This is a genomic window from Phytohabitans houttuyneae, from assembly GCF_011764425.1.
GTDB lineage: Bacteria > Actinomycetota > Actinomycetes > Mycobacteriales > Micromonosporaceae > Phytohabitans > Phytohabitans houttuyneae.
In genome coordinates this window covers 236275-248687 of the sequence record NZ_BLPF01000002.1, presented here as the reverse complement: position 1 = coordinate 248687, position 12413 = coordinate 236275, and the positions used below count along the sequence as shown (strand labels likewise).

Sequence of the window (12413 nt, the reverse complement as noted above, 5' to 3'; positions counted from 1 at the left end):
GAGGTAAGGAGGTGGGCCATGCGAGACACACTAGGGCAGCGGGTCGTCGTCGCCGTGGACGGCTCCGCCGCAAGCTGGGCGACGGCCAGCCTTGCCGCCGAGGAGGCGCGCCTGCGACACCGTCCGCTGCAGCTGATCAGCGCTGCCAGCGAGATGTCGGGAGGCCTTGGCCCTTATCTGACCGCCGTCGTCGGCCGGCTGAGCGCCCGTTGGCCCGAGGTCGCCATAACCACTCGCGTGCTCGACGGCGACATCACCGAGCGGTTGATCGACGAGTCTCGGTGGGCCACGCTGGTGGTCGTCGGCCGAGACGCGGCCAACGGACGGCACTATCAGGTGGCGGCGCACACGTTCTGCCCTGCCATGGTGGTGCCCGCGGCGGTGGGCCAGACTGCGGGAGGCCCGGTGCTGCTGGGCGTCGACATGTCCCCATACGACGAACAGGCGATCGGGTTCGCCTTCGAGCAGGCCGCGCTCCGGGGCGTACCGCTCGTGGCCGTCCATGTCTGGTCCGGTATCCCCGGCACCGCCCTCAGCGACATCAACCCGTTCGCGTACAACCTCTGCCAGGCACGCACGACCGCCGACCGTTTGCTGGCCGAGACACTGGCCGGCTGGACGGAAAAATATCCGAATGTGCCGGTGCAGCGGATGGCGTTGTACGACGTGAACCCCGCGCGGACGCTCCTGCAGGCCGCCGCCGACGCCGGACTCGTCGTGGTGGGCGCGAACAGGTTCGGCACAACCTCACCCCAGCTGCTCGGCCCAGTAGCCCGCGTCCTACTCGACCACGCTCCCTGCGCGGTGTGCGTCGTGCGCCAGACGAGCCGCTGAGCGTGGGACGAATGCCCAGCCGGTCCGGGCCGACACGCCTGGTACCGGAACGCGGCTCGGACAAGCGTGTATTCGGAACTGACAAGGAGGTCAGGACGATGTCCATGCCTATCTGGGAGGCCGCGCCGGCGGCGCCCAGCACGACCACACGGCGGGCACGGAGGCCCCGCCAACCGCGCCGCCTCGCGACGCTCATCCACCCGGTGCTACTGGCCCATGTGCTCCACCGGCTGATCGACGGTTCCGTGTGCGAGCTGCGTTTCGCCGATCCGGCCACGGCGCGCCGCTTCAGCGTGCCGCTGCGGTACGCCCACGCCGGCAACGAACTGGTCACACTGATCACAATGGCCGACACCGGACGTTGGTGGTTCGCGTTCCAGCGCCCACAGCCGGTCCAGGTGCTGCTGCATCGCCGGTGGTACCGCGGTCGCGGACGCCTGCTCGCACTGGGACAGCCTGACTGGCGGAGGGCTCGACGGATCCACGCCGACCGGTTCCCGCACATACCTTTGGAGGACGCCGACCTGTTCCTCGCGGTGACCGTCGACGACCCGAGCTACCCCGCCGGATGAACCGGAGGTCACACGGCGGCGGGGCCGGACCACCGCGACCGCGCACTCCCTGTGATGCAGCAGGGGCGGCCGCGTACCACCGTGCCACCAGCTGGGCCGGTTGGTCCTGGCTTTCCGGGACCGATGGCACATGCCAGCGCCAGCCCCCGGAGGCACGCTGGAGTGTGTGGGCGGCGAACCCCTCCGGTTCCCGCCCCATGGTGTTCTGCACCGAGGAGGTGCGCCGTGGACGAGAAAGAGCGTTTCGACACCAACCGTGAGGCACAGCACGACGCGGCCGCCCAGCGCGACCGGCCGTCGCAGCGGCAGGCGAACGCGATCGCCCGCTTTGTCGGTGCCGCGTTGTACGACGACGTGCGGCGAGCCGAGCGGAAGCGCGAAAGGCGAGACGGAAAGGCTCCATCGCAGGAGGACAACGGCACGAGCTCGGTGGCCTAGCGGACACCGCCGGGCCGAAGGTCCCGCGGACCCACGCTGGCCGGCCCTGTCGTTGGCGCTGGCCGTGCTGCCACGCCATGAGCTGACGATGCTGCCGGCCGCGCTGCTGGACACCAGGTTGGCAGGCGACGAGGATGCCTAACCTGAGGATCCCGCCCGGCCGGGCCGGCCGCCTGTGGCTCCTTCGGCGGCTGGAGTCCGCCCGTCTCGCCGCCGATCTCCTCGACCGCAAGCTGCGGATCCTGCACCGCGAGCAGGAACGGCTCCGCGCACGGACACAGGGCACCGAAGCGGCATGGCAGACCGCGTGGCGTACCGCCGACACCTGGGGCCTGCGCGCCGCGCTGTTGGGCGGCCGCCGGGAGCTCCAGACGGCCGCCCGGCCACCGTCCGAAGTAGACATAAGCTGGACCACTGTGATGGGCTTGCGCTATCCGGCCACGGCCACTTGCCGTGCCGTGCCCGATCCGGCGGGTGTCCGCTGGTCCGGCACCGCCGCCACCGTGGCGGCCGCGGCGGCGTACCAGAAAGCCGTGGACGCCGCGGTGGCTCACGCGGCTGCGAAAGCGGCGTACCAGGCGGTCCGCGTGGAGGTGACGGCCACCCAGCGCCGACGCAGGGCCATCACGCAGCGCTGGATACCGCGGCTTGAGGAAGCGCTCCGAGTCCTGATCCAGCGCTTGGAGGAGGCCGAACGCGCCGAAGCGGTGCGGATGCGCTGGGCGGACGCGTCTCGCGGCTGACGTTCGTCGCTTTGACGGTGCCCGATGGTCCCCGCACGTCGGGTCCTCCGACCGTGCTCGCCTGTGGCTCGTGCGGCGCACGGTGTCAAGTGGGGAGGTGTCGTACCCGGGCCGCCCGCGCCCGATCAGGCAGCGGTGCGCCCGCTCCGCCTCTCCGGAGCAGGAGGAGACAAGCCATGAACATCCTCACCCGGCACCGGCGCCACTTCGCGGTGGCCGGTGCGTTCCTGGCCGTGCTGCTCGCCGCAGGCGGCATTTGGCTTTTCGTCGGCGACGGCGGGCCCGAAGGCGCGACGCCACCGCCGGCGTCCCCACCACGACACCCAATCCCTCGGATAGCCCGACGCCGACCACCAGGCCTGCCAGCATGACCGTCAAGGTCTTCTTCCACCTCGGTCAGGACACCGACCCGGACACTGTGGTGGCGGTCAACCGCACAGTCCCGCGTACCACCAAAGTGGCCACAGCGGCACTGACCGCGCTGCTGGCCGGACCCACCCGCGCCGAGCAGGACAGCGGCTACTGGTCGCACTTCTCCCCCGCGACCGCCGGGATGCTGCGCAGTGTCCGCATCGCCAACGGCGCGGCACACGCCGACTTTCGCGACCTGCGAAAGGTGATCCCCAACGCGAGTTCCAGTGCTGGCAGCGCCGCGCTACTGGCAGAGCTGAACGCGACACTGAAACAGTTCGACACGGTGCGCACCACCGTGTACTCGCTCAACGGTGACGTGGCCGCGTTCTATGAATGGCTGCAGATGGTGCCGCCCGTGGGCCAGCGCGCCGGGCTCACCGACGCGCGGCGGGCGGCTGCGGACTTTCTCACCGGGGTCGTCGGCATGCGAAACCTTGCGCCGGGGTCGACGCGGTGGCGTAGCGACTTTATCGTCACCTCCGACTTCCGCACCCGGATCGCCGGGACCGAAACAGCGACCAGCGGCCCGATCACCCGGGTGACCCTCGGCGGCTCCGCGACCGGCTTCACCGTTCTGGGGGTCAATACCGACACCATCAAGGTGGATTCGCCGAAGAGCGCCGTCAACCCGGACTATTACCCGGTCGCGCGGTCACCGCTTACCATCAGCGGTTCCGCGTGGGCTTTCGAGGGCCACGTCAACGTCCGCGTGGTGCAGGACCGGTACGGGACGGTCCGGCGCCTCGGCGAGGGTTACGTGATCGGCGGCGGCGACGAGCTGCGACCGTACACCGGCCAGGTCCGCTTTACCGCGCCCAGCGCGCCGGTAGGCTGGGTGGTCGCCGCGGAGCTTTCCGCCGTCAACGGCCAGGTCGCCAAGGCCACGGCCGTGAAGGTCCGCTTCGCTGGCGTCCCCGCCGACCCGTCGGTGCTCAGCGTGCGGGCGACGGCTCGACCGGCCCTTCGGGACCTGGACGTCGAACCGCCGGACACCGTGGCGCGCAACGGGTGGGTTATGCCGACCGGCCGCGGCACGATCACCTTCGTGGTGCAGGCCAAGAACACCACCCGGGTGCACTTCAACCTGACCCCGCTCACTCCTGGCAGCCCGCCCACCCGACTGCTAGGCACGGCAAGCCGGTCCGGTGGCGAGTTCGTCTTCACCTGGCGCTACGCCGACGAACCGCTACTAGCGCGGATGAGCCTGACCGCCATCAACGCCACCGGCCACACCGACCGTGTGGTGGTCAACGTCTTCCACCCGTGACGCGACGGTCACGCCTCCAAGGCGGATCGGCTGTTCGCCGTTCCGCCCATGGACCGGCTGTGGTCGCAACTCCGGATCGGGATGCCGGTGCACGTCTACCGCTGACCTTCGACAGCCGTGCGGCGCCCGTCCCGATCCGGACGCCGCACGAGTGTCGGCCAGAGCGCTCCCTCAGACCGGGTACTTGGCGAGGGTCTCGCGAAGGCGGGTCACGAATCGCAGCGACTCGACGTGCTCGCGCTGCCAGACGTTGCGGCCGAAAATCAGGCCTGTCGCGCCGGCTTCCATCGACTGCCGAGCCTTTTCCAGCATCGCCTCATCGCCGGCCCTCTCGCCACCAGAGACCAGCAGCATGCTCCGGTTAGCGGAGCGAACCACCGCATTGATCGCATCCTGCGCCGAGTACTCGCCTTCGTACGGCGCGGGAACTCCGGTGCGCTTGAGCGGATTGGGAAAGTTCACCTTCACCATGTCGGCACCCAGCTCGCTCGCGGTCCGCGCGGCGTAGTCGACGGCGTAGAACGAATTCTTGCCACCCTTGGCCGCGATCGCCGAACCGCGCGGGTACGCCCAAACGATCAACGGCATGCCCCACCGCTCGGCGTCCCGGCGCACCGCCTGGAACTGCGCAAAGTCCCGCTCCTGCACCGGCGTGCCCACGTAAAGGGTGTAGCCGACGGCATCCGCGCCCAGCCGCACGGCGTCCTCCACGCTCGCGTTCAGAGGGGAAAGGGCCGACGCGTCCGGCGGAATCTCGGTCTTCCCGTTGAGCTTGAGGATGAGCGGGACCTCGCCGGCGAAGTCCCAGTAGAACTTTTCCGCCAGCCTGATCTGAATGGCGATGCCGTTGAACCCACCCTCTACCGCCAACTTGGCGATGTACCGCGGATCGCTGGCCGCCGGGTTGGTGAAGAAGTCTCGCGGCCCGTGCTCGAGCCCTTGGTCGTACGGCAGGAACAGCGCCGTACCGTTGGCCAACCCGAATGTGTGCAGGATCCGATGCAGCCGGGCCTTCTTGCCGGTGGCCAGGCCCAGCGCGCGTAGTGGCTGTCGAGACATTCCGGTGTACCTCCTCTGCGGCACGCGCCGCGGATATATGACCGGTGGCCGTGAAGGCCGGACCTCCGGCCCGGGCGGCAACGATGGGCCTGCCGGCCGAGAGCACGCCGACCGGCAGGACCCCCCGTTCACGCCGACAGGAACTTCAGCAGGTGGTAGGCGAGGAACGCTGGCCACACCAGTGACTTCAGGATTCCCAGGATGAGCGACCAGAAGCCGTCAGCGTCCTGGATGTAGTAGACGAGGGCGCCGATCAAGCCGAGTCCATACACGGCGTCGCCGGCGCCGCCGCGGCGGCCGCGGCACCTGTTCCGGTCCGTCTCCTCCATGCCAATCACTCCCTTCCGGACACCGGCACCCGTGCGCGGGCCAGATCCGGTATCCGCATCTGCATCAGCGGCAAACCGACGCCGTAGGTGACGAAGTCCCCGCGTGGCACGATCTCGATGAGGCAGCAGCTGGCTAGCCGCTGCGGCGGCAGCAGCGGGCGGAGCTGGTCCGCGACGGGACCGGCCGGCAGCGGACCCGCCGGATGCACAACCGCCGCCCCCGCGAAGCTGATCGTCGCCGGCGGGATGGGCAGCAGCAGCGACATGATCCCGCCGCGCCGTACCGGCACGGTCACCGCCACCCGCCCGTTGGCAGCGATGTGCCGGGCCTTCCAGCTGTCCTCGGCGACTGCCACGTACATTCGCCGGTCGACGACGCGAAAGACCACGCCGCTCGAACGGGGCTCGCCTGCGGGCGTGACATGGCTGAGGACGGCGAACGAGGCCTTGGCGAGCGCACGCCAGATCATCTCGCTCGCATCCTGGCGTTCAATGGCTTTCAACACGGTTGCCTCCATTAGCAGGAGTTGAGTTGCACCTGCCAGCCCGAGCCGGCGGCGAACGTCGCTGCGAACGGCACGCCGCCCACGGTTCCGTCGAGCCCGCCCTGCCGTTTCCAGACCACGGGCACCAGGCGGGTGAGAACGCCGCCGCCGCAGGTGTCGCAGCCGCCGTTGAGCGCGTCGATGTACCGCGCGCGGACCGCGACCTCCGCGGTGGCGAGCGAGTCGCGCGGAGCCACCGCGATCGGCTCGCTGGAGGACGCCAGCGCCCGGACCTGGGCCAGATCGCCGGCGAACCGCCGCGCCGCCGGCGCGCCGTTGCCCAAACAGTCGATCAGTTCTTGGGCATCGGTACCGGCGCGGGGCAGCGGCGCGGACGCGGCGAAGCTGACAACCCGGTTCATCGCCAGTCGGCGGGAGACGATCTCGCTGTACAGCAGCATGACCGATCGCAGCAGCTCCCGCTCCATCCCGCCGGGGATGGTGCCGACGAGCGCTTGGGGCCGGATGGCGCGTACCGCCGCGACGGTCGCCGGATCCAGCGCGACGACATCACGGCGCACACCGCCATTGATCCGCTTCGCGGCGTCTCGCAAGTCGGCGTCGAGCCGCGTCGCGGCGACGAAGAAGTCCGCGAGCTGATCGGCCGCCGACTGCCGGCCGGGCACCGCTCCGCCGGCCTTCCCGCTCTGGGTGGGCGATGCCGGGACCGTAGCGAGCGGGACGGACGTGGTGACGCCCGGTTCGGCCTGCTCGGGCGGCGACGGCGAGCCGGAGCAGGCCGCCACCGGCGCGACGAGGATCGCCAGAAGGGTGACCACCCCCGCGAGACGTGCTGGGCGATACGGCCGGGACCGGCCCGGCGACACATTGGATTCCATGGCAACCTCCACTGCCGAGGTGGCCGACCCACTCAGACACCGCACACGCCCGTCCCGCCGGTCAGGTCCAATACGGCAGGCAGAGACCGGCGCATCCACATAGGACCCGCCTCATTGGTCGTGGGCGAGGGCCGGTGACATCCGCTGGACGCCCTACCCATCTCGCACTGTGTGCCTACCGCGACGCCAACCGCGAGGGCCATTGGTCCCGTCGAGCGGTCCGCTCGTCCCGGCTCGGGTCGGGCACCATGCCGTCAGCGACGAGGTGCCTTCGCAACCGGCTCCGGTACGAGGCTGAAGGCAGCTTCCTCCTCCTGAGCGTTGTGCAGACGCAGGATCGCGTACAGGCCGTAGAGCAGGCGGCGCAGGTCGGTGACCTCGGCCGTGCCGGCGCCGTCGAGGGCTCGGCGAAGTCGGCGCACGTAGTGCTCGATCTCAGCGTGGGTGCGGCTGATGGCACCGGTGGGGTCCGCACCGCCAAGCGTCTTGGCCAAGATCGGTACCAGCTCCGCTTCCTCGGCGCGCTCATGTGCCAGCAGGTCGGACTCTAGCCGGCCCAGCAGCTCCCGGACGGGTTCAGCGTCCCGATGGGTCGGGCTCAAATCATCGGCGACGGCGCGGATCTGCTCCACGAGCGGCCGCACCGACTCGTGCTGGGCATAGAGTCGCCGGGCCGTGGCCACGTCCGCCGGCGTCATGGCGGCCGTGTAGGCGCGCGCCGGTAGCAGAGCGGTCAGGGCGATGCCGATGGCGGCGACATCGATAATCTCCTGGAGTGTGGCGCCGGCGGCAGGTGGCAACAAGCCTGCCGCGGCGGCGACCATCGCGGCCAGCGCGAGGCCCATGCCAGCAAAGACCGCCTGCCAGGCGATGCGACGAGCCCGCCGGGAGATGAGGATCGCGTCGGCCAGGGCGTCGACCCGGTCGACAGTGAGCACGACGTCGGCTGCCTCGGCGGAAGCGGTCGCGCCCCGAGCGGCCAGCGCGACTCCCGCTCCGGCGGCGGCCAGTGCCGGTGCGTCGTTGATACCGTCGCCGACCATGATCGTCGGGGCAGCGGCTTGTTCGGCCTTCACGATGGCGAGCTTCTCGGCCGGGTCCCGATCGGCCTCCACGGCATCGACGCCGACGATGCGCCCCACCGTTTCGGCAATCTCGGCGCGGTCGCCGGTGACCAGCACGATCCGCTTGATGCCCGCGGCACGTAGCGCTCTGACCATGCGCGGCGCGTCCGCCCGCACGGGATCCTCGAACAGCAGCGCGCCAGCGAGCTCACCGTCGACAGCGACGTACACCGCGAGTGAGCCGTCGAGGTCGGCGCGGTGTCGCACGCGCTGGGCCCAGGCCGGTGCCGGTTCAGGCACCAGCCAGGAGGCCTTGCCCAGCCTCACCTCGCGACCGTCCACGACGCCGCGTAAGCCGTATCCGTGCTCCTCACGTACCTCGTCCGGCGCCTGCAGCATCAGGCCGCGGCCGCGGGCGGCAGAAACGATCGCAGCCGCCAGCACATGGGCCGATGCCTGGTCCAGCGACCCGGCCAGGCGCAGCAGCTCGTCGGCGTCAAGCCGACCAGCCGTGACAACATCAGCAAGCGTCGGCCGGCCGTGCGTCAAGGTGCCGGTCTTGTCGAAGAGCAGTACGCGGCCGGCGGCGAGGCGCTCAAGCGACGCGCCACCTTTGATCACGACGCCGACACGCGCGGCCCGGGACAGACCCGACATGATCGCGATGGGTGCGGCCAGAAGTAGCGGGCACGGCGTGGCCACTACGAGGACCGCCACCGCCCGCACCGCCTCGCCGGTGGCTGCCCAGGCCACACCGGCCAGGATCAGGGTGAGTGGGACGAACGCCACGGCCACCCGGTCAGCGGTGCGCACGAACGGGGCGCTGTCCGCCTGAGCCTGCTCGACCAGGCGCACTACTCCCGCGTACGTGGACGCCGCGGCCGGAACGGTGGCGACCAGGTCGACGGGGTGGCCCGCGTTGATCACGCCACTGCGCACATCTTCGCCGGCCCGGCGCTCGACCGGCAGCCCTTCGCCAGACAGCGCGGACTCGTCGAATGTCGCCGCGCCCAGCAGGCGGCCATCCACCGGAACGATCTCACCCGAGCCGACCAGCAGGCGGTCGCCGGGGACGACCTCACCCACCGCGACCTCGACCAAGCCGTCCGGCCCGTATCGCCGGGCGGTCCTCGGCGCTCGGGCCGCTAGCAGGCTCAACTCCCGTCGGGCTCGGGCCGCCGCCCTGGCCTCCAGCAGCGCGCCGCTGGCCAGCATCACCGCGATAACCGCTCCGGCGAACGCCTCTCCGACCACGAGCGCGCCAGCCAGCGCCAACCAGGCGATCACATCAACGCTCGGCTGGCGGCGGCGGGCGGCGGCGACCAGCGTCACCGTGGAGTGGGCCAGGCCGATCAGCGTGGCGGCAACCCATACCGCGGTCGCCGCGGTGCGAGCGTCCATGAGCCACAGCAGGCCGCCGATCGCCAGCAGCAGCGCGGCCGCCGCGAACAGGACCACCTCGCGCCTTTGCCACACCAAATGCGGAAGCCTCACCTGGTGCCTCCTTCGGTCACTCACATACCTACCTGCTTCCCACAGCCAGGCCGCGGCTGTCAGGGCAAATTGCCACCATCGGGGGGTCTAAGGGCCTGAAATCGTGCTCAACGGCTCGTTCGTTGGTACTGGGCGAACGCCAGGTACATCTGCATCCAGCCGACGTAGCGCTCCTCACGTCGGGCCAGCACCTGCGCCAGTCCCGACTCCGACCACCGCAGTCGCCCGACCATATCGATCTGTGCGGCGGTCAACCGCCGGTACCGGCGGTCGCCGCGGTTCGCCCGCTCGGCCACATATGCGATCTCGCGGGCCCTGCCGGCGAACCAGCGGCGCCGGAACTGCTCGGCCATCGTCCGGCAATACATGGCCCGCTCATAGTCGTCAGCCAGATGCGCCAGCACATCTTCCGGAATGCCCCCTGGGTCCGCTGCGAGGCGATGTCTGGTCCGCGCGGCAACGGGGACCCGCCCCACAGCAACCGAACGCCGTCGTTGCGTTTCGGTGTGATAACCGCGATCGAGCGTTTCGTGCTCAGTTCGAGGTCTAACCGCCTCTGTATCCATGACCGCCTCCTACCTCTACTACCCGTATGGCGGTCCGGGTCCGGTCGCGGTCAGGGCCGTTGGACCTGTTACCACCGCCTGCGGTCCCGTTCGGGAGCGGCGCCGCGGCTACCGTCCGGACGCGTGCGCGAGCAGAAGCGTCGAAGCCGCACGCAGGTACGGCCTCGGCGCAAGCGTCGCGGCCAGCCTGACCTCGTCCAGCGGCCGTGTGTCCTCGTCCAGGAAGCGCAGCACGCGCTCGGCCGGGTTGGCCAGGAACAGCTGGCCAAAAGCAAGCTCCAGTTGTGCCGGCTCGCGGTCCAGCACTTCCAGCAGAATCGCGTCGAACAGGCGGTACCGCCGCCGGGACCGCAGCAGTCCGAACGGATGACCGTACTGTGCCAGCGACGCGGCGATGGCCGCGCTGTCGCGCTGGATGCGCTGGTACCCGTACCCGGTGCTGGCTTTGAGCAACCCGCCGCGGGCGCCGATCCGCAACACCCGCCCGGACCGCCGCGCTGCCGGCGCCACCCGCAGTGGCAACACTGCGGACTCGGTGCGCAGCACTTCATAGCGCCCGAACCGGTCCATGTGATCGGCGAGCGCGGCGCCTAGTTCGTCCGCAGTGGATGAGATGGCGTGCCGGCCGGCGAACTCGGTCACCTCCACCAGCGCGCGGTGCCGGTCCTTCGGCAGGACGTAGACGAATCGGGACCGGCCGGCCTGTGGTATGCGGAAGTCGAACAGCACCGGCGTCTGGGCGTCGAAGCACGGCACCGCGCACTCGACCTCCCAGCCCACGAATGCCAGACGTGCGTCGGCGGAGCGTCCCGGCGATTCCGGGCTGACGCTGTCGAACGCCCAGCAGGCCCGGTAGGTGTGTCCATCGACCACGACCTCCGCCGCGTCGGCCCCGTTGGTCACGCTCTCTACCCGGCCCTGCCGCAACGCGAAGCGCGGGCAACAGCCGATGACCGACCGGACGACCCGCTCCAGATCACTACGGCGCACCACCTGGTACCGGTAACGGCCCAGCGCCACCACGTCGTCAGCGCCTGCCGCCTGCACCCGGACCCGCGCGTAGGAGCGGTAGGCCACGCCGTCGAGCAGCCCGATGCCGGCGGTCCAGTACCCCCAACTGGCCGCGGGTCGCCTGGCGGGGGTGCAGTCGTCGATGACCAGAACCGACCTGTCGCGCCACGGTCCGGCGCCCAGGTGCGCGGCTAGTGACAGGCCGCTCAGCCCGCCGCCTGCGATGACCGCGTCGAACACTGGATCGGCCATCGTGTCACCACACCGGCGCCGGGCGTCCCGGCCGGGCGAGCAGGCTCCGCACGGCGACCGCGAGACGGCGCCGCCGCGGTACCGTCGCCCGCCGGCGGAACACGTCGTATCCGGCCCGCTCGACCTCGGTGAGGATGCCACCGTACAGCAGGTGGGCGGTACGGATGCAGGCGCGGGAGGTCGGTGTGAGCAGCGGAATTCCGGTGCCGGCCACCGCGTAGTGCCGCCGGGCCCGTTCGATCTCGAAGGCGAGCAGGTCGCGCACGGCGGGCGACACCCGTCGGGCGTGAAGATCGTCGCGAGTGACCCCGAATCGCGCCAGATCTTTGCGCGGAAGATAGATCCGGCCGCGGTCGAGGTCCTCGCCCACGTCTCGGATGAAGTTGGTCAGCTGGAACGCCAGCCCTAGCTGGCGCGCCGGCTCGCGGGCTGCGGCGGGGTCGGCGGCACCGAGGATCGGCAGCATCATCGAGCCGATCGCCGCGGCGGAACCTTCCATGTACTCCAGCAGGTCGTCATATGTGTCGTACCCGGTCACCGTCAGGTCCATCGTCATGGAGCGCAGGAACGCCACGAAGTCCTCGCGCTCCAAGCCGAAGACGCCGATCGTGTGCAGCACCGCGGGCAGCACCGGGTCGTCCCCGGTTCTGCCGCCGTCGAGCGCCGCGGTGAACCGCTCGGACCAGCGGCGCAGTCGCAACGCGCGGTCCACCCGGCTTTCCTCGCCGAGGTGATCGACGATGTCGTCGGTATGCCGGGTGAAGCCGTACAGGGCGCTGACGTGCCGCCGCTTCCAGGCTGGCAGCAGCATGGTGGCCAGGTAGTAGGTGCGGCCGTGCACGCGATGCAGCATCCGGCAATGCCGGTAGGACCGCTCCAGATCACCGGTCATGGCAGGCCTCCCGTCGCACCGATCGCCTCGACCGCATCGTCCTGGTGGCCGGTCGTCCGCGTGCAGGGCCACAAGGCCCGTTCATGACGGCCGT

The 12413-nt window shown here is 70.4% G+C and carries 13 protein-coding genes; 5 read left to right on the top strand and 8 right to left on the bottom strand.

The features are described 5' to 3' along the window. The first annotated feature begins 18 nt into the window (after nt 1-18). The 5 genes from Phou_RS24700 to Phou_RS24680 all read left to right on the top strand — a co-directional run bounded on the left by Phou_RS24700 (nt 19) and on the right by Phou_RS24680 (nt 4268). Nucleotides 19-834: a universal stress protein gene (locus tag Phou_RS24700; protein WP_173059413.1), complete on the top strand. Its 816-nt coding sequence runs from the start codon at nt 19-21 to the stop codon at nt 832-834. A gap of 98 nt (nt 835-932) precedes the next feature. Next, nucleotides 933-1406 (top strand): hypothetical protein, encoded by a 474-nt coding sequence (locus Phou_RS24695; protein WP_173059410.1) that lies wholly within the window; start codon nt 933-935, stop codon nt 1404-1406. A gap of 225 nt (nt 1407-1631) precedes the next feature. Then, nucleotides 1632-1844, top strand: a complete 213-nt coding sequence (locus tag Phou_RS24690; RefSeq protein WP_173059407.1) for a hypothetical protein — start codon at nt 1632-1634, stop codon at nt 1842-1844. Between the two features lie 134 nt (nt 1845-1978). Beyond that, complete coding sequence (locus Phou_RS24685; RefSeq protein ID WP_173059404.1) at nt 1979-2587, top strand: V-type ATP synthase subunit D; 609 nt, start codon at nt 1979-1981, stop codon at nt 2585-2587. 367 nt (nt 2588-2954) lie between these two features. Then, complete coding sequence (locus tag Phou_RS24680) at nt 2955-4268, top strand: GerMN domain-containing protein (RefSeq protein ID WP_173059401.1); 1314 nt, start codon at nt 2955-2957, stop codon at nt 4266-4268. A gap of 171 nt (nt 4269-4439) precedes the next feature. Here the strand turns inward: Phou_RS24680 and Phou_RS24675 are convergent, their stop codons facing one another. The 8 genes from Phou_RS24675 to Phou_RS24640 all read right to left on the bottom strand — a co-directional run bounded on the left by Phou_RS24675 (nt 4440) and on the right by Phou_RS24640 (nt 12319). Next, nucleotides 4440-5351, bottom strand: coding sequence for a class I fructose-bisphosphate aldolase (locus Phou_RS24675; RefSeq protein WP_246273853.1), 912 nt, complete (start codon nt 5349-5351; stop codon nt 4440-4442). Nucleotides 5352-5455: 104 nt separating this feature from the next. Then, on the bottom strand, nt 5456-5656 hold the full coding sequence (locus Phou_RS24670) for a hypothetical protein (RefSeq protein ID WP_173059398.1): 201 nt from the start codon (nt 5654-5656) through the stop codon (nt 5456-5458). Nucleotides 5657-5661: 5 nt separating this feature from the next. Continuing rightward, nucleotides 5662-6174 carry a pyridoxamine 5'-phosphate oxidase family protein gene (locus Phou_RS24665; RefSeq protein WP_173059396.1) on the bottom strand — a complete coding sequence of 171 codons (513 nt, stop codon included), beginning with the start codon at nt 6172-6174 and terminating at the stop codon, nt 5662-5664. Beyond that, complete coding sequence (locus Phou_RS24660; protein ID WP_173059393.1) at nt 6174-7139, bottom strand: hypothetical protein; 966 nt, start codon at nt 7137-7139, stop codon at nt 6174-6176. Before Phou_RS24660 ends, Phou_RS24665 begins: the two co-directional genes overlap by 1 nt. A gap of 155 nt (nt 7140-7294) precedes the next feature. Beyond that, nucleotides 7295-9598, bottom strand: a complete 2304-nt coding sequence (locus tag Phou_RS24655; protein ID WP_246273852.1) for a heavy metal translocating P-type ATPase — start codon at nt 9596-9598, stop codon at nt 7295-7297. A gap of 107 nt (nt 9599-9705) precedes the next feature. Beyond that, the gene (locus tag Phou_RS24650) at nt 9706-10164 is read right to left on the bottom strand and encodes a hypothetical protein (protein ID WP_173059390.1); all 459 of its coding nucleotides are present in this window, start codon (nt 10162-10164) and stop codon (nt 9706-9708) included. A 108-nt stretch (nt 10165-10272) separates the two neighbouring features. After that, the gene (locus Phou_RS24645) at nt 10273-11427 is read right to left on the bottom strand and encodes a lycopene cyclase family protein (protein ID WP_173059387.1); all 1155 of its coding nucleotides are present in this window, start codon (nt 11425-11427) and stop codon (nt 10273-10275) included. A gap of 4 nt (nt 11428-11431) precedes the next feature. Next, nucleotides 11432-12319, bottom strand: a complete 888-nt coding sequence (locus Phou_RS24640; protein ID WP_173059384.1) for a phytoene/squalene synthase family protein — start codon at nt 12317-12319, stop codon at nt 11432-11434. Between the last annotated feature and the right edge of the window lie 94 nt (nt 12320-12413).